Annotated in this window: 25 protein-coding genes and 1 tRNA gene; 4 read left to right on the top strand and 22 right to left on the bottom strand. The window is 58.0% G+C overall.

Going from position 1 to position 24,340, the window contains the following annotated elements; genetic code table 11:
• The 7 genes from pheT to AYR66_RS25255 all read right to left on the bottom strand — a co-directional run.
• The coding region (gene pheT, locus AYR66_RS25225; RefSeq protein ID WP_088710339.1) for a phenylalanine--tRNA ligase subunit beta at nt 1-1,210 on the bottom strand (1,210 nt) is incomplete at its 3' end.
• Nucleotides 1,211-1,295: 85 nt separating this feature from the next.
• Nucleotides 1,296-2,312 carry a phenylalanine--tRNA ligase subunit alpha gene (gene pheS / locus AYR66_RS25230; RefSeq protein ID WP_088710340.1) on the bottom strand — a complete coding sequence of 339 codons (1,017 nt, stop codon included), beginning with the start codon at nt 2,310-2,312 and terminating at the stop codon, nt 1,296-1,298.
• A 143-nt stretch (nt 2,313-2,455) separates the two neighbouring features.
• Nucleotides 2,456-2,815: a 50S ribosomal protein L20 gene (rplT, locus tag AYR66_RS25235; RefSeq protein WP_088710341.1), complete on the bottom strand. Its 360-nt coding sequence runs from the start codon at nt 2,813-2,815 to the stop codon at nt 2,456-2,458.
• A gap of 19 nt (nt 2,816-2,834) precedes the next feature.
• On the bottom strand, nt 2,835-3,032 hold the full coding sequence (rpmI, locus tag AYR66_RS25240; protein ID WP_088710342.1) for a 50S ribosomal protein L35: 198 nt from the start codon (nt 3,030-3,032) through the stop codon (nt 2,835-2,837).
• Between the two features lie 159 nt (nt 3,033-3,191).
• The gene (infC, locus tag AYR66_RS25245) at nt 3,192-3,713 is read right to left on the bottom strand and encodes a translation initiation factor IF-3 (RefSeq protein WP_088710343.1); all 522 of its coding nucleotides are present in this window, start codon (nt 3,711-3,713) and stop codon (nt 3,192-3,194) included.
• Nucleotides 3,714-3,771: 58 nt separating this feature from the next.
• The gene (gene thrS, locus AYR66_RS25250) at nt 3,772-5,679 is read right to left on the bottom strand and encodes a threonine--tRNA ligase (protein WP_088710344.1); all 1,908 of its coding nucleotides are present in this window, start codon (nt 5,677-5,679) and stop codon (nt 3,772-3,774) included.
• A 207-nt stretch (nt 5,680-5,886) separates the two neighbouring features.
• Nucleotides 5,887-5,963 (bottom strand) — tRNA-Val (locus AYR66_RS25255).
• Nucleotides 5,964-6,151: 188 nt separating this feature from the next.
• Between AYR66_RS25255 and AYR66_RS25260 the strand changes: the two genes are divergently transcribed.
• Complete coding sequence (locus AYR66_RS25260) at nt 6,152-7,078, top strand: cation diffusion facilitator family transporter (RefSeq protein ID WP_088710395.1); 927 nt, start codon at nt 6,152-6,154, stop codon at nt 7,076-7,078.
• Between the two features lies 1 nt (nt 7,079).
• Here the strand turns inward: AYR66_RS25260 and AYR66_RS25265 are convergent, their stop codons facing one another.
• From AYR66_RS25265 to AYR66_RS25275, 3 genes are read right to left on the bottom strand one after another with little or no spacing between them, the layout of a single operon-like run.
• On the bottom strand, nt 7,080-9,332 hold the full coding sequence (locus AYR66_RS25265; RefSeq protein ID WP_088710345.1) for a RelA/SpoT family protein: 2,253 nt from the start codon (nt 9,330-9,332) through the stop codon (nt 7,080-7,082).
• A gap of 6 nt (nt 9,333-9,338) precedes the next feature.
• Nucleotides 9,339-9,689: a RidA family protein gene (locus tag AYR66_RS25270; protein ID WP_088710396.1), complete on the bottom strand. Its 351-nt coding sequence runs from the start codon at nt 9,687-9,689 to the stop codon at nt 9,339-9,341.
• A gap of 16 nt (nt 9,690-9,705) precedes the next feature.
• The gene (locus AYR66_RS25275) at nt 9,706-10,572 is read right to left on the bottom strand and encodes an alpha/beta fold hydrolase (RefSeq protein WP_088710346.1); all 867 of its coding nucleotides are present in this window, start codon (nt 10,570-10,572) and stop codon (nt 9,706-9,708) included.
• A 133-nt stretch (nt 10,573-10,705) separates the two neighbouring features.
• On the opposite strand from AYR66_RS25275, the gene AYR66_RS25280 reads away from it, so the two are divergent.
• Nucleotides 10,706-11,488 (top strand): 3-hydroxybutyrate dehydrogenase, encoded by a 783-nt coding sequence (locus AYR66_RS25280; protein ID WP_234815086.1) that lies wholly within the window; start codon nt 10,706-10,708, stop codon nt 11,486-11,488.
• Nucleotides 11,489-11,571: 83 nt separating this feature from the next.
• Here AYR66_RS25280 and AYR66_RS25285 read toward each other — a convergent pair whose 3' ends face one another.
• Together AYR66_RS25285 and AYR66_RS25290 are read right to left on the bottom strand one after the other, a co-directional pair.
• Entirely contained in the window at nt 11,572-12,225 is a 654-nt protein-coding gene (locus AYR66_RS25285) for a 3-oxoacid CoA-transferase subunit B (protein WP_088710348.1), read from the bottom strand.
• Between the two features lie 14 nt (nt 12,226-12,239).
• The gene (locus AYR66_RS25290) at nt 12,240-12,938 is read right to left on the bottom strand and encodes a CoA transferase subunit A (protein WP_088710349.1); all 699 of its coding nucleotides are present in this window, start codon (nt 12,936-12,938) and stop codon (nt 12,240-12,242) included.
• 134 nt (nt 12,939-13,072) lie between these two features.
• Between AYR66_RS25290 and AYR66_RS25295 the strand changes: the two genes are divergently transcribed.
• Nucleotides 13,073-13,633, top strand: coding sequence for a PAS and helix-turn-helix domain-containing protein (locus AYR66_RS25295; protein ID WP_088710350.1), 561 nt, complete (start codon nt 13,073-13,075; stop codon nt 13,631-13,633).
• Here AYR66_RS25295 and AYR66_RS25300 read toward each other — a convergent pair.
• Nucleotides 13,630-14,040, bottom strand: a complete 411-nt coding sequence (locus tag AYR66_RS25300) for an acyl-CoA thioesterase (RefSeq protein WP_088710351.1) — start codon at nt 14,038-14,040, stop codon at nt 13,630-13,632. The genes AYR66_RS25295 and AYR66_RS25300 overlap by 4 nt on opposite strands.
• A gap of 7 nt (nt 14,041-14,047) precedes the next feature.
• Nucleotides 14,048-14,824, bottom strand: a complete 777-nt coding sequence (locus AYR66_RS25305) for an SDR family oxidoreductase (RefSeq protein ID WP_088710352.1) — start codon at nt 14,822-14,824, stop codon at nt 14,048-14,050.
• Nucleotides 14,825-14,990: 166 nt separating this feature from the next.
• On the opposite strand from AYR66_RS25305, the gene AYR66_RS25310 reads away from it, so the two are divergent.
• Complete coding sequence (locus AYR66_RS25310; protein WP_088710353.1) at nt 14,991-16,676, top strand: electron transfer flavoprotein-ubiquinone oxidoreductase; 1,686 nt, start codon at nt 14,991-14,993, stop codon at nt 16,674-16,676.
• Nucleotides 16,677-16,727: 51 nt separating this feature from the next.
• On the opposite strand, the gene AYR66_RS25315 is transcribed toward AYR66_RS25310, so the two are convergent.
• From AYR66_RS25315 to nuoI, 8 genes are all read right to left on the bottom strand, one after another.
• On the bottom strand, nt 16,728-17,282 hold the full coding sequence (locus AYR66_RS25315) for an NUDIX domain-containing protein (protein WP_088710354.1): 555 nt from the start codon (nt 17,280-17,282) through the stop codon (nt 16,728-16,730).
• A 69-nt stretch (nt 17,283-17,351) separates the two neighbouring features.
• Nucleotides 17,352-17,657, bottom strand: a complete 306-nt coding sequence (locus AYR66_RS25320) for a DUF2818 family protein (protein ID WP_088710355.1) — start codon at nt 17,655-17,657, stop codon at nt 17,352-17,354.
• 21 nt (nt 17,658-17,678) lie between these two features.
• Nucleotides 17,679-19,160: an NADH-quinone oxidoreductase subunit NuoN gene (gene nuoN / locus AYR66_RS25325; RefSeq protein ID WP_088710356.1), complete on the bottom strand. Its 1,482-nt coding sequence runs from the start codon at nt 19,158-19,160 to the stop codon at nt 17,679-17,681.
• Between the two features lie 96 nt (nt 19,161-19,256).
• A complete protein-coding gene (locus tag AYR66_RS25330; RefSeq protein ID WP_088710357.1) occupies nt 19,257-20,747 on the bottom strand; it encodes an NADH-quinone oxidoreductase subunit M in 1,491 nt (496 codons plus the stop codon).
• 27 nt (nt 20,748-20,774) lie between these two features.
• Nucleotides 20,775-22,820 (bottom strand): NADH-quinone oxidoreductase subunit L, encoded by a 2,046-nt coding sequence (gene nuoL / locus AYR66_RS25335; protein WP_088710358.1) that lies wholly within the window; start codon nt 22,818-22,820, stop codon nt 20,775-20,777.
• Between the two features lie 28 nt (nt 22,821-22,848).
• Nucleotides 22,849-23,157 carry an NADH-quinone oxidoreductase subunit NuoK gene (nuoK, locus tag AYR66_RS25340; RefSeq protein ID WP_088710359.1) on the bottom strand — a complete coding sequence of 103 codons (309 nt, stop codon included), beginning with the start codon at nt 23,155-23,157 and terminating at the stop codon, nt 22,849-22,851.
• Nucleotides 23,158-23,168: 11 nt separating this feature from the next.
• Nucleotides 23,169-23,804: an NADH-quinone oxidoreductase subunit J gene (locus tag AYR66_RS25345; RefSeq protein ID WP_088710360.1), complete on the bottom strand. Its 636-nt coding sequence runs from the start codon at nt 23,802-23,804 to the stop codon at nt 23,169-23,171.
• Nucleotides 23,805-23,843: 39 nt separating this feature from the next.
• Nucleotides 23,844-24,332, bottom strand: coding sequence for an NADH-quinone oxidoreductase subunit NuoI (gene nuoI / locus AYR66_RS25350; RefSeq protein ID WP_088710361.1), 489 nt, complete (start codon nt 24,330-24,332; stop codon nt 23,844-23,846).
• Between the last annotated feature and the right edge of the window lie 8 nt (nt 24,333-24,340).

Genomic DNA, 24,340 nt, shown 5'->3' on the forward strand with positions numbered 1-24,340 from the left:
CGACGTGGTCGTCCACCGGACCAACAACCGTGTCTTTACCGCCGCAAATTTCCACGATCAGCGCAGTGATTCGCTCGATATGTTCGACAGTCGTCGCATAGTCCACGCCGCGCTCGAAACGATGCGCGGCATCGGTCGAGAAGTTGTAGCGGCGGGCGCGGCCCTGGATCGCCTGCGGCCACCAGAAAGCGGCCTCGAGATAGATATTGGTCGTTTCGAGCGATACGGCAGTCGAGTCGCCGCCCATGATCCCGGCCAGGGATTCGATTTCCTTGTCGTCGGCAATCACGCCGACCCAGCTGTCGACTTCGATCGTATTCCCGTTCAGCAGCTTGATGGTTTCGCCAGGCTTGCCCCAGCGGATGTCGAGGCCGCCGTGGATCTTGTCAAGGTCGAAGACATGGCTCGGACGACCGAGTTCAAGCATCACGTAATTCGAAATATCGACCAGGGCGGAAATCGGGCGCTGGCCGCTGCGCTCGAGGCGGCGCTTCATCCAGTCCGGCGTCGGCGCCTTCGCATTCAAGCCGCGGATTACCCGACCGGAGAAACGGCCGCACAGGTCGGGCGCGGACACCTTGACCGGAAGCTTTTCGTCGGTATTGACCGCGACAGCCTTGGAGGCCGGTGCTTTCAACGGTGTACCGGTCAATGCAGACACTTCACGCGCAACACCGAGGACGGACAGGCAGTCCGCCTTGTTCGGCGTCAGCTTGATGGTGAACTTGAGGTCGTTGAGCTGGTAGTAGTCGCGGAAGTTCTGCCCGACCGGCGCATCTTCTGGAAGATCAAGCAGACCGCCATGATCCTCCGACAGCTTCAGTTCGCGCGCAGAGCACAACATGCCCTGCGACTCGACGCCGCGCAGCTTGCCGACCTTGATCTCGAACGGCTTGCCGTCCTCGCCCGGCGGGAGCTTGGCGCCGGCCATAGCGCACGGCACCTTCATGCCGGGGCGCACGTTCGGCGCGCCGCAAACGATATTCAGCAGCGTGCCGGTACCGGCATCAACCTGGCAAACGTTGAGGCGATCCGCGTTGGGATGCTTCGCGACTTCAACGACCTTGGCGACAACGACATTGGTAAACGGTGGCGCAACCGGCTCCACCTCTTCCACTTCCAGACCGGACATCGTCAGCAGATGCGACAACTCATCCGAAGTCATCTTCGGATCAACCAGGGTGCGTAGCCAGCTCTCGGAGAATTGCATAGTCAGAACCTTCAGAATTCGTTTTCCCCGCCTTTACAGCGAGATCGGGTGGCGGGATCGATCCGCACACCACCCTGACGTTTTTTTAGTTGAACTGCTTCAGGAAGCGCAGGTCGCCTTCGTAGAACAAGCGAAGATCGTTGATCCCGTAGCGCAGCATGGTCAGGCGCTCAAGGCCAGAGCCGAACGCAAAGCCGATGTACTGCTCGGGATCGAGCCCCATGTTACGCACCACGGTCGGATGCACCTGCCCGGCGCCCGACACCTCGAGCCAGCGGCCCTTCAGCGGCCCGCTTCCGAATGCGATGTCGATCTCGGCGGACGGCTCGGTGAACGGGAAGTAGGACGGACGGAAACGGACCTGCAGGTCGTCGGTCTCGAAGAACGCCTTTACGAAGTTCAGGTACACGCCCTTCAGGTCGGCAAAGCTGATGTTGTCGGCAATCCAGAGGCCCTCGACCTGGTGGAACATCGGAGAGTGCGTCGCATCGCTGTCGACGCGATAAGTGCGGCCCGGCGCGATGACTTTGATCGGCGGCTTGTTCATGCGGGCATAGCGTACCTGCATCGGGCTCGTGTGCGTGCGCAGCAGCAGCGGCTTGCCCTGTGTGTCGTTGCCTTCGATGTAGAAGGTGTCCTGCATCGAACGTGCCGGGTGATTTTCCGGGCTGTTCAACGCGGTGAAATTGGTCCAGTCAGTTTCGATTTCCGGGCCGTCCGCCACGTCGAAGCCGATCGAGCGGAAGATTTCTTCCACGCGCTCCCAGGTACGCATGACGGGATGGATACCGCCCTTGCCGCGGCCGCGGCCCGGCAACGTCACATCGATTGCCTCGGCATTCAGGCGCGCCTGCATTTGCGCATTGGCCAGTGCATCACGGCGCGCATTCAACGCAGCCTCGATCTTTTCCTTGGCGGCGTTGATGATCGCACCCTGGGCCTTGCGCTCTTCCGGCGCCAGCTTGCCCAGGCCCTTCATCTGTTCGGTAATCTGGCCTGTCTTGCCAAGGTATTTGGCTTTCGCGTTCTCCAGGGCTGCGGCATCGGCGGCTTCTGCAAAGTCGGCCTGCGCCTGGACGACGATTTGTTCTAGGGAATTCATGCGGCTTTTTCGCCCGAAAAAGGTGATCGAAAAACGGGAATCCGGAAACGGGGATTCAAAATGAAACGGGGCACAGGTATGCCACCTCTGCCCCGCTCAATATGGCGCCGCCTTGCAGCGGCGCCTGCTTACGCAAACAACACTCAAGCAGCGATGTTGGCTTTCACCTGGTTGACAATCGCGGCAAATGCCGGCTTGTCCATCACTGCCATATCTGCCAGGACCTTGCGGTCGAGGCCGATGTTGGCTTTCTTGAGGCCGTTCATGAACACGCTGTAGGTCACGCCATGCTCACGCGTTGCAGCGTTGATACGGGTGATCCACAGTGCGCGGAATACGCGCTTCTTGTTGCGGCGATCGCGGTAGGCATACTGGCCTGCGCGCATGACCGCCTGCTTGGCGATACGGTATACGGTACTGCGACGACCACGGTAGCCTTTGGCTTGGTCGAGGACTTTCTTGTGACGGGCACGCGCGGTAACCCCACGTTTTACTCGAGGCATAGTAGCTCCTTATGTGAGGTTAGGCGAACGGCATCATCGCGCGGATGGAGTCCATGTTTGTATCATGAACGTCCACTGCGCCGCGCAGCTGGCGCTTGGTCTTGGTGGTTTTCTTGGTGAGGATGTGGCGCTTGAAGGCCTGACCGCGCTTTACGGTACCACCCGGACGCACGCGAAAGCGCTTCTTCGCGCTGCTCTTCGTCTTCATTTTCGGCATGACAAATCTGTCCTCTCGGACAGCTCCGTTTTTAACATGATTGCAGGTGGCAACACTGCGTTGCACTTGGATGCCTGCTTTCACTTGTTATGCAATGGAATCGAGTCCATCGCCATTTGCGCCAGCCGACCGTTTTACCGGCCGACTCGCGCGAATTACTTATTTCTTCTTTTTAGGCGCCAGCACCATCACCATCTGGCGGCCTTCCATCTTGGGAAACTGCTCGACCTGGCCATACGGCTCGAGGTCAGCCTTCAGTCGCTCCAGCATACGCATGCCGATGTCCTGGTGCGCCATTTCACGACCACGGAAACGCAGGGTGATCTTGGTCTTGTCGCCCTCTTCGAGGAATTTTGTCAAATTGCGCAGCTTGATGTTGTAGTCACCATCATCAGTACCCGGGCGAAACTTGACTTCCTTGACCTGGATGACCTTCTGCTTCAACTTGGCTTCGTGGGCTTTCTTCTGCTCCTGATACTTGAACTTTCCATAGTCCATCAGGCGTGCCACCGGCGGAGTCGCATTCGGCGCGATTTCCACCAGATCCACGTTTGCCTCTTCCGCCAGGCGGAAGGCTTCAGCCAGACTCACGATACCGAGCGGCTCGTTATTGACCCCCGTGAGGCGCAATTCCGGCGCATTGACTTCGCCGTTAATGCGATGCGACTTGTCCGTAGCTATTGCAGTTTCCTTTAAAAATCAAATAATTAAGCCGTGCTCTCGCGCTGGGAAACACCCTTTAGGCTTTGGTGTCGACCTCATGCTTTAGTCGATCCACCAGTGCATCGACGGGCATTACACCCAGATCGACGTTGCCCCGCGCACGCACGGCCACTGTTTTCGCATCCCGCTCCTTGTCGCCGATAACGACGATATAAGGCAGCTTCTGAACCGAATGCTCCCGTATTTTATAGGTTATTTTCTCGTTACGCAAATCGAGGTTTACCCTAAACCCTTGTTTTTTCAGGTTTTGTGCAACTTCCTGAGCGTAATCAGCTTGTGCATCGGAGATATTCAGGACTGCAATCTGCACCGGCGCCAGCCACAGCGGCAACGCGCCGGCGTGGTTTTCGATCAAGATACCGACAAATCGCTCCATAGAACCGACGATCGCACGATGCAGCATGACCGGCACCTTGCGGGTATTGTCTTCCGCGACATACTCGGCACCGAGACGGCCCGGCATCGAGAAATCGACCTGCATGGTGCCGACCTGCCAGGGACGTCCAAGCGAATCCTTCAGGTGATATTCGATTTTCGGACCGTAGAACGCGCCTTCGCCAGGCAATTCTTCCCAGGTCACGCCGCACGCACGCAGAGCGGAACGCAACGTATCTTCCGCACGATCCCAGGTTTCGTCCGAGCCGATACGACTATCCGGCCGCAATGCAATCTTGATCGAAATTTCGGTAAAGCCGAAATCCTTGTACACCCGCATCGCCTGCTGGTGGAAATCCGTCACCTCGCCCTGGATCTGGTCTTCGGTACAGAAGATATGGCCATCATCCTGGGTAAAGCCGCGCACGCGCATGATGCCGTGCAAAGCACCGGAAGGCTCGTTGCGATGGCACTGGCCGAACTCGCCGTAACGCAGCGGCAGGTCGCGGTAGCTGCGCAGGTCGGAGTTGTAAATCTGGACATGGCCCGGACAATTCATCGGCTTGAGCGCGTAATTGCGATTCTCCGACTCGGTCACGAACATGTTTTCGCGATAGTTATCCCAGTGGCCGGTCTTTTCCCAGAGCGTGCGATCGAGGATTTGCGGCGCCTTGACTTCCTGGTAGCCGTTTTCCTGATAAACCCGGCGCATGTACTGCTCGACCTGCTGCCACACGGTCCAACCCTTCGGATGCCAGAAGATCAAACCCGGGGCCTCGTCCTGGAAGTGGAACAGGTCAAGCAGCTTGGCCAGCTTGCGGTGGTCGCGCTTTTCAGCCTCTTCCAGCATATGAAGGTAGGCTTCCTGGTCTTCCTTCTTGGCCCAGGCGGTGCCATACACACGCTGGAGCATTTCGTTCTTGGAGTCGCCGCGCCAGTACGCACCGGCGAGCTTCATCAGCTTGAACACCTTGAGCTTGCCAGTAGACGGCACGTGCGGACCGCGACAAAGGTCAGTGAACTTACCCTCGGCGTAGAGCGATACATCTTCGCCCTGCGGAATGGACTCAATGATCTCTGCCTTGTACGCCTCGCCGATCGACTTGAAATAAGCGACGGCCTCATCCCGCGGAAGCACCTTGCGCGTGACCGCCTCGTCCTTTTTGGCCAGCTCAGCCATCTTTTTCTCGATGGCCTGCAGATCATCAGGCGTAAACGGACGCTTGTAGGAGAAGTCGTAATAGAAGCCGTTGTCGATCACGGGGCCGATGGTAACCTGCGCGTCCGGGAACAACTCTTTCACCGCGTAAGCCAGCAGGTGGGCCGTCGAGTGACGAATAACTTCCAGGCCTTCAGGATCCTTGTCGGTCACGATGGCGAGATCGACATCGCGATCGATGAGGTAAGAGGTATCGACCAGCTTGCCGTCCACCTTGCCCGCCAGCGCCGCCTTTGCAAGGCCGGCACCGATGCTTGCGGCGACCTGAGCCACTGTCACAGGCGTGTCGAATTGGCGTTGGGAACTATCTGGGAGTCGGACTGCAACCATTTTGCCCTCCATGTCAGTGCAATGTTGTGACTGACGCTAGATCAAGTGATAAAAACTGCGGACGAAAAAAAACGCGGACTAGCCGCGTTTCTTTTCCACTGCAATGACGAAAAAGATCCCGACTAGCGTCGCACTATAACCATTGCGGTTGTAGTTCGCGGTGTCATAACCGGGACTGCCTTTCTCGCTCTTACAAATTGTGTTCGTTGGTAGGCTCGATTGGACTCGAACCAACGACCCCTACCATGTCAAGGTAGTGCTCTAACCAGCTGAGCTACGAGCCTAAAGAAGCAAAATTATAGCGTCTGTTTTTCGATTCCGCTAGCCCTTCTTTTGAAAAACATCCTGCGTGCGCGAAAACAGGGATCCGTCAGTCTCGCTTATATATTGACATCGGATCCTGTACACTCGGGAAACTGATCGTCACATGCCGGCACAGAAGTTCCACACACCTCTGGCCAGGCAAGCCACCATGCATAGCAAGCATCAGCCCTCCAGCCACCTACACGCCCATCGCGCAGGCGATTCATCCCACCATCATGTTGCCGAGGGACGCAGCCCTAAAATTCTTGCCGGATCGGTACTGCTCACCCTGTTTTTTGCGGCCGTCGAGGTGATTGCCGGATTCTGGTCGAATTCGCTCGCCTTGATATCCGATGCAGGACACATGATCACCGACAGCACTGCACTCGGCCTAGCTTTGCTCGCACAATACATTGCGAGCCGCCCGCCCTCGCCGCGCCACTCGTTTGGATTCGGCCGGGCTGAGGCATTGGCGGCATTAATCAACGCCCTGGCCATGCTGGGCGTCGTTGGCTGGATCGCATTCGAGGCAGTGCAGCGCTTTGCTGCCCCGGAACCGGTGCAGGGAAAAACCGTCTTCGTCGTAGCGGCGATCGGCCTTGTCATCAATCTCATGGTCGCCTGGCTACTCTCGCGCGACCAAAAAAGCGTCAACACCCGTGCGGCGCTGGTTCACGTGATCGGCGATCTGCTCGGATCTGTCGCCGCGCTGGTCGCGGGTGCAGTGATTTATCTCACCGGTTGGCTGACCATCGACCCATTGCTGTCACTGGCAGTATCTGGCCTGATCCTGAAATCCACCATTGGGGTGCTTGGCGAGTCATATCACGTGCTGATGGAGGGCGTTCCCCACGATATCGACTACCTGAAGGTCGGTGACGACATCGCGGCGATCAAGGGCGTGCTGTCCGTGCACGACCTGCATGTATGGGAAATGTCGGCCGGCCATCCGGCATTGATCGGCCATCTTGAAGTCAGGGACTTGCAGGAATGGCCGACGGTCCTTCGCCAGATCAAGGCCATGCTGGTCGAAAAGCACGGCATCGACCACGTTACCCTGCAGCCGGAAATGCCCGGCATGGCGGAAGGATCCTGACTTACTGGCGCTGCACGTCGAGCACGCCGCTGACATCGCGAATAATGCCCAGCGCTTTCTGCAGCTGCGAAGTCGACGAAATCTCGGCAGTAAAAGACATGCGCGCCTGTCCCTTCGCGCTTTGCGTACTCACACCAATCACGTTGATTTTTTCACGCGAGAGTATTTCCGAGATATCGCGCAGCAGCCCTTGGCGGTCGTTGGCGAGAATGAAAATGTCGATTGGATAAACGGTGTCCTTGGCCGGCTCGCCCCATGTGGTCTGGATAACGCGCTCCATGGCCTTCATCCGCATTTGCGCCAGGTTCTTGCAGTTGGCGCGATGGATGGAAACACCTTTGCCGCGAGTGATGAATCCCACGATCTCGTCCGGCGGCGCCGGCTTGCAGCAGCGGGCAAGCTGGGTCAGCAAGCCTTCCGTGCCGACCACCAGCACACCGGAGCGCGCCCCCTGAGTCACGCTCGACGCGCGGCTCTTGTTGGGGATGACGGCCTCTTCCGCTGCCTTGGCATTCTTTTGCGCTTCGTCCTCGTGCAGGACGATTTCGATATTGCGAAGGCTGAATTCTTCCTTGCCCACTGAGAGGAACAGGTCGTCCAGCTTGGCAAAGCCGAGCTTGTGCGCAAGTTCTTCAAGGTTGATCGCCGTCTTGCCCTCGCGCTGCAACGTCTTTTCAACCATGCTGCGACCATGGGCAAGTGTTTCTTCCTGCTCGATCGCGTTAAACCAGGCACGCACCTTGGAACGCGTCCTCGGGCTTGCAACATAGCCCGGACCAAGCCAGTCCCGCGATGGGCCAGCGTTGGTTGCACTCCGCCCTGCGGTAATGATTTCAACGGTCTGGCCATTCTTGAGCGGCGTATTCAGCGGAACCATCACGCCATCCACGCGCGCACCGCGACAACGATGCCCGATGTTGGTATGCAGATGATAGGCAAAGTCGATCGGCGTGGCGCCGTTGGGCAGTTCGATCACGCGCGCCTGCGGTGTCAGCACATAGATGCGATCGTCGAGGGCGGCCGACTTGAGTTTTTGCACCCACTCGCGCTGCATGTCTTCCTGCCCGACCACTGCGTCCGCGACTTCGCTCTTCCACGCGAGAAGCTGGCGCAGCCAGGCAATCTTCTCGTCGTACTTCTGCGCGGAAAAGCTCGATCCGCCGGTTTCCTTATAGCGCCAGTGGGCGGCAACACCGTATTCGGCGAAGCGATGCATCTCGTGCGTACGGATCTGCACTTCCATCGCTCGCCCATCTTCCGCAATGACCACGGTGTGCAGCGACTGGTAGCCGTTCGGCTTCGGCCTCGAAATATAGTCGTCAAACTCTTCCGGAACCGGCGTCCAGAGATTGTGCAGCAGGCTGAGCACTGCGTAGCAGGCTCGGATGTCGTCGACGATGACGCGGAAGGCGCGCACGTCGTACAGCTCGGAAAAATCAAGCGATTTCCCGCGCATCTTGTTCCAGATGCTGTAGATGTGCTTCGGCCGTCCGCTCACTTCGGCCTTGACGCCTGCGGTTGCAAGTTCGGATTTGAGTCGCGCAATGGCTGCTTCCACGAAGCCCTCGCGCTCTAGCCGCTTCTCCTCGAGCATCTTGGCGATACGCTTGTAGGTCGCCGGCTCGAGGAAACGGAAAGCGAGGTCCTCGAGTTCCCACTTCAACTGCCACACGCCAAGACGGTTGGCCAGTGGAGCATAGAGGTCGAGCGTTTCGCGCGCGTACTGGTGCGTGCGTTCGTTCTCGAGCTTGACGTCGGCGAAATAGCGCAGCGTCGTCACACGCGACGCCAGCCGCACGAGCACCACGCGCATGTCGGTAGCCATGGCCAGGAGCATCTTGCGCAAGGTCTCGAGCTGGTCGGCCGCTTCCTGCGAGGAATTCTTGCCACGTCCAACTTCCTGGAAGCCGAAAGTTTGCTCGTGCAGGCGCATCAATTGCCGGATGCCGCCCACGAGGTCGGAGATTTCAAGTCCGAACCGGGCCTCGATCGACTCGGCAGCAACGGGGTCGACAACAGGCAGTTCAAACAGAAGGCCGGCAATGCGCGTGTCGGTGTCCACATTCAAGTGGGCCAGCGTGGCTGCGACGCCCTTCAGGAATTCAAACGTATCCTGCCCGGTCGGAACAGTCTTGCCGCGGTAGATTGGCTCGACAAACGCCAGTGCGTCCTGCACGCGCCCGGCATCCTCCGCTGTCAGGCCTGCGGTCAGCTGGACATCCGCGTCGTTCGACGTTGCTACGATCGATACCATGTAGGATTACTTCTGTGCAGCAGTGACTACCATTTCCACCAGCCATTCCGGCTTGGCCAATTTGGCTTCGACGGTCGCACGCGGCGGCGAATTGCCGTCGGCGACCCACTCATTCCAGACCGCATTCATGCCAGGAAAATCCTTCATATCGGCGATATAGATCTGGCACATCAGGATGCGCGACTTATCGCTGCCCGCTTCCGCCAGCAGGCGGTCGATGTGGCCGAGCACTTCACGCGTCTGGCCTTCGATGTTCTGTGTCAGGTCCTCGGCAATCTGACCGGCGAGATAAACTGTGCCGTTGTGGATTGCAACTTCCGAGAGAGTCTTGCCTACGTGAAGGCGCTTGATTTCCATGTTGTTCATCTTTCTTTTATCCGAGCAGGAATTCCTTTACATGGGCGATCTGGTCGTCATGCAAAAACGTCGGCGCGTGGCCGACGCCGGGAATTTCTACCAGGCGGGGTTTCGGTCCGCGTGCAGTCATCGCCTGCGCGGCTTCCGATTTCAAGAGGTCGGATTCGGCACCGCGCACGACCAAAGTTGGGCAGGTGATGGCATCGTATGCCATCCAGAGCATTGTCTCCGCATGCTTCAACAGTTCCGGCGTCGTGCCCTTGAGCGGCACGGCGAGGCCCGGATCGTAGTGCAGGATCCACTTGCCATCCCTGTCCTGCTTCAGGACATCCGCCGCGAGCTTGCGCCATTCGTCGTCGCTGTGCGGGCCGAACGGCAGGGAGATTGCCTTGATGTACTGCGCCGCCTCGTCGAACGTCCCGAAGCGGACGTCCTTGCCGATGTAATCACCGATTCGCGCTAGCGCGGAATGATTGAGCGCAGGGCCCACATCGTTCAGCACCAGCTTGCGCACCGGACTGTCTTTCAGCGAAGCCAATCCCATGCCGATGAGACCGCCCATCGACGTCCCGAACCAGTGCACGGTTTCCGCATCCAGCCGCGCAAGCAGCGTCACCATGTCGCTCACATACTGCGGCACCTGGTAATGCTGCGGGTCGCGCAGCCAGTCCGACCGGCCGCGCCCGACGACGTCCGGGCACACCACCCTGTACTCGTCGCACAGCGCCCTTGCCATATTGTCAAAATCATCCGACACACGGGTCACGCCGTGCACGCACACCAGCACCTTCGGATTCTTCGGATCGCCCCATTCCTTGTAGGCCATCCTGTGCAACCCTGCCGGAGACAGGCACTGGACCGTCTTGATCTGATGTTGAGTCATTTTGTCGGGATTTTGTCGGGAATCAGTTTATCCGATTGTCATTCTCACATTTTACTGTTCGTTCCGCTTAAAATCCTACGTAGGTTCGTCGCAAATCCAAATTTCATTCGCAGAGGACATCATGCAAGGCACTATGCATAAAGGGAAAACCGCACTGGTAACAGGCTCGACCTCCGGCATCGGCTTGGGGATTGCCCGGGCCTTCGCGGCACAAGGCGCGAACATCGTCTTCAACGGCTTTGGCGACCTTCAGGAGATTGAAGCGCTGCAAGCCAAGGTACGCGACGAATTCGGCGTGCAGACGGCCTACCACAACGCCGACATGTCCAAGCCCGCGGAGATCGAAGCCATGATGAAGTTCGCCGCGGAGAAATTCGGCGCGGTTGACATCCTGGTCAACAATGCCGGCATCCAGCATGTGGCGAATGTCGAAGATTTCCCGGTCGAGCGGTGGGATGCCATCATCGCGATTAACCTGACCTCCGCCTTCCACACGACGCGCCTTGCCCTTCCCTCGATGAAAGCGAAGAACTGGGGCCGCATCATCAACGTTGCTTCGGTTCACGGCCTGGTCGGCTCCGCGCAGAAATCGGCCTACGTTGCAGCCAAGCACGGCATTGTCGGCTTCACGAAAGTGACGGCACTGGAAACCGCGCATACCGGCATCACCTGCAACGCGATTTGTCCTGGTTGGGTGCTGACACCGCTGGTGCAGAAGCAGGTCGACGCCCGTGCCGCGCAGCAGGGCATGTCGAACGACGACGCAAAGAAAAGCCTGTTGTCCGAGAAGCAGCCGTCCGGCGAATTCGTCACGCCGGAACAGCTCGGCGAACTGGCCATCTTCTTCTCCAGCGATGCCGCAAGCCAGGTGCGCGGCGTGGCGTGGAACATGGATGGTGGCTGGGTCGCTCAATAACCCTGCCGGCTTTCAGCGCTGTCCGCAGCGCCAATAAAAAACGGCGCCTGTGGGCGCCGTTTTCATTTGCCTTGCAAACGCGGTCAGTGTACTGCGCTCACATCGAGCTCCGCGCCCGTCTTTTCGAGCACTTCTTCCTTGGTCACACCCGGTGCCAATTCGATCAGCTTCAGTCCATTCGGCGTCACGTCGATCACGCCGAGGTCGGTGATGATGCGGTTGACGACACCCACGCCGGTCAGCGGCAGGTCGCACTGCTTCAGGATCTTGTGCGAGGTGGAGCCATCCTTGGCCTTGGCTACGTGCTCCATCAGCACCACGACGCGGCCCACGCCGGCGACGAGGTCCATCGCACCGCCCATGCCCTTGACCATCTTCCCGGGAATCATCCAGTTCGCCAGGTCGCCCTTCTCGCTGACCTGCATCGCACCGAGGATGGCAATGTTGATCTTGCCGCCGCGGATCATGGCGAACGAATCCGCTGAGCTGAAGAACGAGGAGCCCTTCTGCGCGGTGACAGTCTGCTTGCCGGCGTTGATCAGGTCCGCATCAACTTCATCTTCGGTCGGGAACGGGCCGATGCCGAGCAGGCCGTTTTCCGATTGCAGCCACACTTCAATATTCTGCGGCACATAGTTGGCGACCAGTGTCGGCAAGCCGATACCGAGGTTTACATAGAAGCCATCCTGCAGTTCCTTTGCTGCGCGTGCAGCCATTTCATCACGATTCCATGCCATGTTCGTTCTCCGTCTTACTTTGCACGCGTGGTGCGTTGTTCGATACGCTTCTCCGGGGTCGCATTAACGATAATGCGATGCACGAAGATGCCCGGCAAATGAACCTGGTCCGGATCGATTTCACCGGTCTCGACCAGTTTTTCGACTTCGACCACAGTGATCTTGCCGGCCATGGCGACATTGGGATTGAAATTACGAGAGGTCTTGCGGAAAACGAGGTTGCCCACCTTGTCGGCCATGTAGGCCTTCACCAGCGAAACATCAGCGACGAGCGAACGCTCCATCACATATTTATGACCGTCGAAATCACGGACTTCCTTGCCGTCTGCGACGATGGTGCCGACGCCGGTCTTGGTGAAGAAGGCAGGAATGCCTGCGCCGCCAGCACGCAGCTTTTCCGCGAGCGTACCCTGCGGAGTAAATTCTAGTTCAAGTTCACCGGCCAAGTACTGGCGCTCGAATTCCTTGTTCTCGCCGACATAGGAGGAGATCATCTTCTTGATCTGTCGCGTCGTCAGCAGCTGGCCGAGGCCGAAGCCGTCGACGCCTGCATTATTGGAGATGGCAGTGAGGTTCTTGACGCCGGAATCGCGCAGTGCGGCAATCAGCGCTTCCGGAATGCCGCAAAGGCCGAAGCCGCCGACGGCGATGGTCTGCCCGTCCTTCACAATGCCTGCCAGCGCACTGGCAGCATCAGGATAAACTTTATTCATACCGACCCTCTTCTCTGTTGGAAATTGCCTAAAAAGGCTGTTCTAATGTGCCTGCCAGCATAAGATGGTGGACTGCACCACGCAATACCGTAAAAATACGAATTTTAGCCACATAAAAGGGCAAAAGACCCCATATGAACGCTCCCCTGGCGATCGATTACGAGACCATCTTCCGCAATGCTCCGGTGGGCATGTGCGTGTCCCAGCACCGCGTGATCCACGCCTGCAATGAAGTGCTTGCCGGCATGTTCGGTTACGAACCGGGCGACCTCGTTGGGCAGTCATTCCGGGTACTCTACCCTACCCTGGACGAATTCGAACGCACTGGTGCGCGCATCGTGCCAATCATGAGCGCCAAGGGCCATTACTCCGATGAACGGATCATGAAGCGCGCCAACCAGGAACTATTCTGGTGCCATGTGAGCGGACGTTCATTGATCCCTGGCGACCCACATGCGGCAGGCATTTGGACCTTTGAAGACTTGAGTGCAAAACGGCCGGTGACGGCGGAACTCACGCCGCGGGAGCGCGAGATCGCTGCCTTGCTCGTTGAGGGCAAGACCAGCAAGCTGATCGCCCGCCATGTGGGCCTGAGCCCGAGGACGGTGGAGATGCACCGCGCCAAGCTCATGCGCAAGTTTGGAGCGGCGACGTCCAGCGAGCTGGTACATCGCCTGATCGGAGTCAGTGCCTAGACGTCAGGCAGGAGCGCGCGGATCTCCTCCGGCAACGGCACTGATTTTTCGGAAGGGAAATTGACCCACACCACCTTGGCACCACCTTCCGCCGACAATACCTCTTGCATGTCGGTACGCCGGATCTCGTGGTACATCTCGAAGCTGGAACGCCCTGGCCCACCCACATACGTCAGCACCTCGATTTCACCCGGGTACTTCAACTGCTTGATGAATGTGCAGCGCGCATTGATGATCACCGGCCCCTCGCCGTTGGGATCGGGGTCGCAGCCAATCTCTGTGAACCACTCGATGCGTGCCTGTTCCAGGTACCGGAAATAGACCGTATTGTTGACATGCCCCATTGCATCCATGTCGCCCCAGCGGATTGCCATGCGCGTGGCATGCACCAGCTTTTTCGCGGTCATGCCGGCGTCACTGTGCGCTCATGCCATCGTCGGCAGCAATGACGGCGCCGTTGATGAAACGAGACTCTTCCGAGGCGAGCAAGAGGAGCAGTCCATCGAGGTCTTCCGGCTGGCCGAGACGCTTGCGAGGCAGCATGTTGATCAGTGTCCGGCCCTGCTCGGTTTCGAAATGCGCTTCGTTGATTTCGGTGCTGATGTAGCCGGGACAGATCGCATTCACATTGATCCCGTAACGCCCCCACTCCACCGCCATCGACTTCGTCATGTGCACGACGGCTGCCTTGCTCATGCAGTAGATGCCGATCTGGGGCAACACGCGCAGGCCGGCGACGGAGGCGATATTGATGATGCGGTGCTGTTTTTTCGGATCACCCTTGGCGCGTGCGATCATTCGCTTCGCGGCTTCTTGCGCGACGAAGAACGCGCCACGCTGGTTGGTGTCCATGACGAAGGCGTAGTCTTCAGGCGTAACGTCGACCAGTCGCTGGGTGGTCGAGACGCCGGAATTGTTGACCAGGATGTCGATCGGACCTGCCTCCGTTTCGGCGTGGGCAATGGCGGCCTTGATGCTGCCGTAATCTGTAACGTCGAGCGTAACGACGTGCGCCGCACCTCCGCCCGCCTCGATTTCGGCACGGAGCTCCTTCAAGCGCTCCACACGGCGCGACGCCAGCACCACTTGTGCGCCAGCCTGTGCCAGCACTTTCGCAAACCGGGCGCCCAAACCGCTCGACGCCCCCGTGACCAGGGCAATCTTGCCCTCGAAATTGACCTCAATGCCCACGCGAGTCTCCTGATTGTTTGTCTTGCAACTTACTGCGTCATTGAACGTTGTGACGTTATCATTACATGCTTTAACGCCAATTAGAGTGACGAATCTAGTATTCTCACGCAAAATCCACGACAATTAGCACGTTCGTTCGATAATATCATTTTACAGTGGGAAGACAATGACGCAGACCCAAAGCATCCTAGAACAATACGGCCCGCGTGACTCGATGGAGTATGACGTAGTCATCGTCGGTGCAGGCCCTGCGGGCCTCGCCACGGCAATCCGCCTGAAACAGCTCGCCGCAGAGCAGAACCGCGAGATTTCGGTTGTCGTGCTCGAAAAGGGTTCCGAGCCGGGTGCGCACATCCTCTCTGGTGCCGTCATGGATCCCCGCGCAATGAACGAGCTCTTCCCCAATTGGAAGGAGCTGGGTGCGCCGCTAAACCAGCCGGTTACCGGCGACGATATCCTGATCCTCTCCGAGACCGGTGCAACGCGGACGCCTGACTGGCTGGTGCCGCGCAACTTCCACAACGAAGGCTGCTACGTAGTCGCTCTCGGCCATGTCGTGAAGTGGATGGCCCAGCAGGCAGAAAGCCTCGGTGTCGAGATCTTCCCCGGCTTCTCCGCAGCGGAAGTGCTCTACGACGAAAAAGGACGCGTCAAAGGCGTCGCCACCGGCAACATGGGAATCGGCAAGGACGGCGAGCCCACCGAGAACTTCCAGCTCGGCATGGAACTGCTCGGCAAATACACGATCTTCGCCGAAGGCGCACGCGGCCATCTGGGCAAGCAATTAATCGCCAAGTACAAGCTCACTGAAGGCAAGGACCCGCAGAGCTTCGCCATCGGCATCAAGGAATTGTGGGAAATCGATCCGGCCAAAGCAAAGCCCGGCCTCGTTGTCCATACCGCCGGCTGGCCAATGACGGATAACACGTTCGGCGGCGGCTTCCTGTATCACCTCGAAGACAACAAGGTCACGCTCGGCTTCGTGATTGGCCTGGACTACCAGAACCCCTTCATGAGCCCGTTCGAGGAAATGCAGCGCTGGAAGACGCACCCGTCCATCCGCGCGCACCTTGAAGGCGGCAAGCGCCTGAGTTACGGCGCACGTGCCATCAACAACGGCACCCCACAGGCCTTGCCGAAGACGGTCTTCCCGGGCGGGGCACTCGTCGGATGCGACGCAGGCTTCCTGAACGCCGCGCGTATCAAGGGCAGCCATGCGGCAATCAAGACCGGCATGATGTGTGCGGAAGCGATTGCCGATGCATTGGCGGCCGGCCGCTCGGCGGACGAACTCGCCGCCTTCCCGGAGGCATTCGAGAAGAGCTGGCTGAAGGAAGAACTGGACCAGTCGCGCAACTTCAAACTCTGGTTCAAGAAGGGCAAGATGGTCGGCAATGTAATGACTGGTATCGAGCAGTGGCTGCTGCCGAAGCTCGGCGTCAAGACGCCGCCGTGGACACTCCATGCAACCAAGCGCGACCATGAATGCCTGCGCCCCGCAAGTGAGTTCCAGCCGATCACCTATCCGAAACCGGACGGCAAACTGACCTTCGATCGCCTATCCAGTGTCTTCGTCAGCAACACCAACCACGAAGAAAACCAGCCTGCCCACCTTACGCTGAAAGATGCATCGGTGCCGGTGAAAATCAACCTGGCGAAGTTTGCCGGCCCTGAAAGCCGCTACTGCCCGGCCGGCGTGTACGAATTCGTGAATGACGGCAGCGGAGAGCGCTTGCAGATCAACGCGCAGAACTGCGTACACTGCAAGACCTGCGACATCAAGGACCCGACGCAGAATATCGTTTGGGTCACGCCTGAAGGTGGTGGCGGCCCGAACTACTCGGGGATGTAAGAAAAAAGCCGCAAATTGCGGCTTTTTTTTATTTTTTGTAACCAGCAAAGATCAGGGCTTCCACTGCCCTGCCAAAAGCCTTTCGAGCCAGAATGTGCCGATCACCGTCTTCACATCGGTGATCTTCCCGGTCCTTACCCATTCCAGCATTTCCGGCAAGGCTGCAGTAAATGTTTCGAGGAATTCGCCCTCGTCCAGCTTGCGCTCACCAGCGATCAGTCCTCGTGCGAGGAAGATATCGAGATGTTCGTCCGAATATGCGATCGCGTTATGGATTGTGCAGACGAACTGCCAGTCCGTAGCGGTGTACCCGGTTTCTTCCTGAAGCTCTCGTTTGGCACATTCGAGCGTATCCTCACCCGGGTCGATCTTCCCGGCGGGGAATTCAATGAACACGTCATGCAGCGGGTAGCGGAACTGCCGCTCGAGCAGAATCGAACCGTCGTCGAACACCGGCAGGACAACTACGGCGCCAGGATGTTTGATGTATTCGCGTGACGACTGCTTTCCGTCCGGCAGACGCACTATGTCCTTCTGGACTTTGAGGAAGTGTCCGTCGTACGCCACTTGCGTATCAACCTGTACTTCAATCAGATGTGGATCCACGCAACAACTCCGATTCACAAGGGAAAGAGCGTATTTTACTGCGCCATGCCGATACTGCTTTACAGCATGTCAACCGTGCCGTTTGCGAAGGTAGCGGAAAACGAAACCCGGAAATGCGAGAACGAGGAACAGGCATGCCGTAATTGCGTAGAACTCCCACCGTTGGGGAAAGACATTCCCGATGCGAGCTTCAAGCAAATAGGCGATACCGCGAATAAGGAAGTACAGGACGACCAGCTCAAGCAAGCGCAGCCACAAGGATTTGGCCGGCTGCCTGAGGGGAACAAGCGCGAACAACCGCTCGTTGAAGAACGGCAAGTTGGCGGCGAGCGCCGCCAACGCAATCACAAACCAGCTTGCGAACGAAACATCCACGCGTGCTTAGTCAAACCGAGTTCAACCAGCCAGCGTCTTGACCATGGCCGTCGCACAAATCGCCATCAACGGACCCGGCAGGATACCCAATGCCAGCACGGCTGCACCGTTCAGGCTCAGGATAACGCGCATGTCTCCGGTCGCCTCAATCTTCGAGGTATCGACCGGCTCGTCGAAATACATGACCTTCACAACACGCAGGTAGTAGAACGCACCGATCAGCGACAGCAGCACGGACACTACTGCCAGCCAGACCTGACCAGTTGCAAGGACTGCCTGGAGGACTGCCAGCTTGGCGTAGAAGCCGACGGTCGGCGGAATGCCGGTCAACGAGAACATCAGGATCAGCATCACGAAGGCGAACCACGGGCTGCGCTGGTTCAGGCCCTTGAAGTCGTCGATGTTTTCAGCTTCGAACCCGGAACGCGCCAGCAGGATGATCAGGCCGAAGGTACCCAGCGTCGTCAGGACGTAGGTCACGGAATAGAACATCGCCGAGCTGTAGGCGTTACCTGCCGACGCCACATTGCCGTCAACTACGCCTGACAGCATGCCGAGCAACATGAAACCCATTTGGCCAATCGTCGAATAGGCGAGCATACGCTTCAAGTTGGTCTGGACAATCGCAGTGATATTGCCCACGGCCATCGACAAGATTGCCAGCACCGTGATCATCTGCTGCCAGTCGATGGCGAGCGGGAACAGGCCTTCGACGAGAAGTCGGATGGTAATCGCAAATGCAGCAAGCTTCGGTGCAGCACCCAGCAACAGGGTCACTGCCGTCGGAGCCCCCTGATAGACGTCCGGAACCCACATGTGGAACGGAGCAGCACCGAGCTTGAATGCCAGGCCAGCAACCACAAATACGACACCAAACACGAGCACGGTTTTGTTGACGGTGCCGGAAGCAGTCGCCTTCGCAACTTCGGTCAAGTCGAGCGAACCGGTTGCGCCGTAGAGCATCGACAGGCCGTAAAGAAGGAAACCGGAAGCCAGTGCACCGAGGATGAAATACTTCATTGCCGCTTCGGTCGATACCGAATGGCCGCGGCGTAGTGCCACGAGTGCGTACAGCGACAGTGACATCAGTTCGAGTCCGAGGTAGATCACCAGGAAGTTGTTACCGGAGATCATCACCATCTGTCCGAGCAATGCGAACAAGGCGAGCACGTAGAACTCACCGCCCAGCGTCCCTCCGAGCATTCCGCGCTCCGTTGCGTACTGGCGCGAATAGATCAGCGTCATGCCGACAGCGATATACGAAAACACCTTCAGCAGGTTTGACATCGCATCCGAGACGAACATGTTGTTGAACGTGTATGCCGTCGGACCGTTGAAATCGGCAATATTCAGCGCGGCGCAGACAGCCAGGATCACGATCGCCAGCATGAACGTGACGTAGCGCTTGGCCTCCGTCAGGAACATGTCGATCAGCAGGAGCGCGGACGTCGCGATCAGCAGGAAAATTTCCGGATATACCGGTGCGAGATTGATTTCGTTCATGTTGTCGTCACTCTAAAGCCTTGCAGGCTGGCTCTTCACGATCCTATCGCACAAGAGCCGGTAACACGCCTCCCCGAAATCAGGGAGGCGCATTGATTAATTCAGCTTCGAAATCGCCACGTGCTTGAGCAGGTTATCGACCGAGGTCTGCATCAGGTCAGTGAACGGTGCCGGATACACGCCCATTGCAATGACCGCGATGGCCAGGACGCCAAGCATCAGGAATTCGCGGGCGTTCAGGTCCTGGAGCTCGGCGACGTGCTTGTTACCGACTTCACCAAACACTACGCGCTTAACCAGCCACAGCGAGTAAGCAGCGCCGAAGATCAGTGCAGTGGCGGCCAGCATGCCGATCCAGAAGTTGAACTTGACCGTGCCGAGGATAACCATGAACTCGCCGACGAATCCGGAGGTTGCCGGAAGACCGCAATTCGCCAGAGAGAACAGCACGAAGAATGCAGCAAACTTCGGCATGGTGTTGATCACCCCGCCGTAATCGGCAATTTGGCGAGAATGCATGCGGTCATACAGGACGCCGATGCAAAGGAACATTGCGCCAGATACGAAACCGTGCGAAATCATTTGCACGATGCCGCCTTGCGTCGCCATGTCATTAAACACGAAGAAGCCGAGGGTCACGAAGCCCATGTGCGCGATCGAAGAGTACGCGACAAGCTTCTTCATATCGGCTTGAACCAGCGCCACCAGGCCAATGTAAATAACGGCGATCAGCGACAACGTGATGATGAAGCCGGACAGCGAATGGCTGGCATCCGGTGCGATCGGCAACGAGAACCGCAGGAAGCCGTATGCACCCAGCTTCAGCATGATCGCAGCCAGCACGACGGACCCGCCCGTCGGCGCTTCCACGTGCGCGTCCGGGAGCCAAGTATGGACAGGCCACATCGGCACTTTCACCGCAAACGCCATCAGGAAGGCAAAGAAGATCAGTACTTGCACATTCAGCGGCAGCGGCAGCTTGTGCCACGTCAGGATCTCGAAGCTGCCACCCGACTTGAAGTACAGGTAGATGATGGCCACCAGGGTAAGCAGCGAACCCAGCAACGTGTAGAGGAAGAACTTGATCGCCGCATAGACGCGATTCTGTCCGCCCCACACACCAATGATGATGAACATCGGGATCAGCGTGGCTTCGAAGAAGACATAGAACAGCAGGCCGTCCAGCGCGCAGAAGACGCCGATCATCAGGCCTGAGAGGATCAGGAATGCCCCCATGTACTGGGCTACGCGCTTCTCGATGACTTCCCAGCCGGCGATCACGACGATGATCGTGATGAACGCGGTGAGGAGCACGAACCAGACCGAGATGCCGTCAATGCCGAGGAAATAATTGACGTTGAATCGGTCAATCCAGGCCGATTTTTCGACAAACTGCATGCCATGGGCTGCTTTGTCGAATTGCGATATCAGCGGCAGCGTCACGAGGAAGCTGACGATGGAGCCGATCAGTGAAACCGATCGCACCAGCGCAGGGTTCTCGTCACGGCCAAATGCCAGGACGAACAAGCCGAACGCGATCGGGCACCAGATTGCGAGGCTCAGGAGTGGGAAAGTTGACTGCATCATGATTTTTATTTGCTCTACTTCGCCAACCTATTTGGCAAATGACGGGAACGGCATGAAATAAATCAGGAACAACAGCACGCCGATAATCATTACAAATGCATAGTGGTAAATGTAACCAGTCTGGAAGTGGCGGATCAGTGCCGAGAACCAGCCCACCACCTTGGCGCTGCCGTTAACGATCAGACCGTCAATCAGCGCACGGTCGCCACCGCTCCACAGGCCGCGGCCCAACAGCACCGCGCCCTTGCCAAACACAACTTCATTGAATTTGTCCATGAAGTACTTGTTATCGAGGATCGTGTATATCGCGCGGAATTTGTTGTAGAACCATTCCGGCACCTTGCGGTTGACCATGTAGCAGTAGTACGCGGATGCGACACCGGCCAGCGCCAGCCAGAACGGCGCTGTCGACAGAGCATGCAGCGCCATTGCGGTCGCGCCATGGAATTCCTCGTGCAACTCCTTCATCGCATGGTGGTTGTCACCGACGAAGATCACGCCATTGAAGAAGTCGCCATGGAGCATCGGGCCGATCGCGATGAAGCCGATAACCACGGACGGAATCGCGAGCAGCATGAGCGGAACGGTAACGACCCAAGGAGCCTCGTGCGGCTTCTCGCCCGGTGCGAGACCATGATGGTGATCGTCGTGGTGATCGTCGTGGCCATGGCCGTGATGGTCGTCATGTGCCTTGCCGAAGCGCTCTTCGCCATGGAAGACGAGAAAATACATGCGGAAGGAATAAAAGGCCGTAACGAAGACGCCTGCCAGGACGGCGAAATTAGCGAAGCCCGCGCCAGCGATATGCGTTGCATGCACTGCCTCGATGATGCTGTCCTTCGAGTAAAAGCCTGCGAAGAACGGCGTACCGATCAGGGCCAGCGAGCCGAGCAACGAGGTAATCCAGGTGATCGGCATGTACTTGCGCAGGCCGCCCATGTTGCGGATGTCCTGGTCGTGGTGCATGCCGATGATCACTGCACCGGCGCCGAGGAACAGCAGCGCCTTGAAAAATGCGTGCGTCATCAGGTGGAACACTGCGACCGAATAGGCGGACGCACCGAGCGCGACAGTCATGTAACCGAGCTGGGAGAGCGTGGAATATGCAACGACGCGCTTGATGTCGTTCTGAATGATGCCGAGGAAGCCCATGAACAGCGCGGTAATCGAACCGATCACGAGCACGAAGGACAGTGCGGTATCGGACAGTTCGAACAACGGGGACATGCGGGCCACCATGAAGATGCCTGCGGTCACCATGGTTGCGGCGTGGATCAGCGCGGAAATCGGCGTCGGGCCTTCCATCGAGTCTGGCAGCCAGACGTGCAGCGGGAATTGCGCAGATTTACCCATCGCACCAATGAACAGGCAGATGCAGGCAACGGTCAGCAGCATCCAGTCGGTGCCCGGCAGGGTCATCGTGGCCAGGTCTGCGCGCTTGGCAAACACTTCGCCGTAGTTCATGGAGCCCGCATAAGCGAGCAGCAGGCCAATGCCCAGGATGAAGCCGAAGTCACCGACACGGTTCACCAGGAAGGCCTTCATGTTGGCGTAGATCGCCGTCGGACGGGTGTACCAGAAGCCGATCAACAGATACGAAACGAGGCCCACTGCTTCCCAGCCGAAGAACAGCTGGAGGAAGTTGTTGCTCATGACGAGCATCAGCATCGAGAAAGTGAACAGCGAGATGTAGGAGAAGAAGCGGTTATAGCCTTCGTCTTCCGCCATGTAGCCGATGGTGTAGATGTGCACCATCAACGACACGAAGGTCACCACGCACATCATCATCGCGGTCAGGCTGTCGATCAGGAAGCCGACCTCGAGCTTGAGCCCCATCACGGTCATCCAGGTATAGACGGTGCCGTGATAAGTGGCGCCGTCCATGACGGCGAGCAGCGTCTGGAACGAAATGATGAATGCGATCAGCACGCCAAGGATCGTCGCCGTATGCGACGCCGTGCGTCCGATCTTGTTGCCGAAAAACTTGGTTCCGAACAGACCCGCGATCGCGGCGCCTGCGAGTGGTGCCAACGGCACAGCCAAGAGAACGTTAGGGTTGAGTTGCCCCGCCATGATGGACCTTGTCGTTATTATTGCGTGATTAACCTTTGAGTGCGTCGAGGTCTTCGACATTGATGGTGTCCAAGTTACGGAACAACACCACCAGGATGGCGAGACCAATCGCGGACTCCGCGGCAGCCACAGTCAGGATGAAGAAAACGAAAATCTGGCCGGCAGCATCGCCCAGGTAATACGAGAAGGCGATGAAGTTCATGTTGACCGCGAGGAGCATCAGCTCGATGGCCATCAACAGGATGATGACGTTCTTGCGGTTCAGGAAAATGCCGACGACAGAGATCGCAAAGAGGATTGCGCCGAGGATCAGGTAATGTGCGAGCGAAAGTGCCACGGTGCTTCCCCTTATTGTTTTTCTTGCGCAACCGGTTGCACGCCGTTGGCACGGTCGGACTCGGCTTTCATGCTGACGATGCGCAGGCGGTCGTTGCGCTTGACCTTGACTGCAGCGGCCGGATCGAAGTACTTGCTGTCCTTGCGGCGGCGCAGTGTCAATGCGACTGCAGCGACAATGGCGACGAGCAGGACGACGGCAGCAATTTCAAATGCATAGATGTACTGGGTGTAGATCAGCTTGCCCAGTTCCTTGGTATTGCCGATGTTCGCCGACGCTGCCGGGACTTGCGATTCGAGCGCCCAGAAGCCATGCAGCAGGACGGCTGCCATTTCCAGGACGATGACGACGCCGATTGTGGCGGCCATCGGGAAATAGCCCCAGAAGCCTTCCCGCAGCTTGTCCATGTTGATGTCCAACATCATCACGACAAACAGGAAGAGCACCATGACGGCGCCGACATAGACCAGCACCAGCACGATCGCGAGGAACTCGGCTTTGAGAAGCAGCCAGACGCCTGCACCGGAGAAGAAAGACAGTACCAGAAACAGTGCGGCGTGCACCGGATTCCGGTCTGTGATGACGCGTGTGGCGGCGAACACGAGGATCACCGAGAACGCGTAGAACAAGAAGGTTTTAAATTCCATAATGGACCAAGAGAGTCAGCTGTATGCGGGCTAGATCAATCAACGATATGCGGCATCGGCTGCACGGGCAGCAGCGATATCCTTTTCATAACGGTCGCCAATCGCAAGCAGCATCTCCTTCGTGTAGTAGAGATCGCCGCGCTTTTCGCCGTGGTATTCCAGGATGTTCGTTTCGACGATCGAGTCAACCGGGCAGGACTCTTCGCAGAAACCGCAGAAGATGCATTTGGTCAGGTCGATGTCGTAACGCGTTGTGCGGCGGGTGCCGTCTTCGCGCTCCGTCGATTCGATCGTGATCGCCATCGCCGGGCAAACTGCTTCACACAATTTGCAGGCGATGCATCGCTCTTCACCGTTCGGGTAACGGCGTAGCGCATGCAGCCCGCGGAAGCGTGGCGACAGCGGGGTCTTCTCTTCCGGGAATTGCACCGTGATCTTGCGGGCGAACATGTAACGGCCGGTCAGGGCAAGGCCCTTGATCAGCTCTCGGAGCATCAGGCTGCCGAAGAAATCTTTAATGGCTTCCATGGTATTCA

The organism is Noviherbaspirillum denitrificans (assembly GCF_002211445.1).
In the GTDB taxonomy this organism is placed as follows: Bacteria; Pseudomonadota; Gammaproteobacteria; order Burkholderiales; family Burkholderiaceae_D; genus Noviherbaspirillum; species Noviherbaspirillum denitrificans.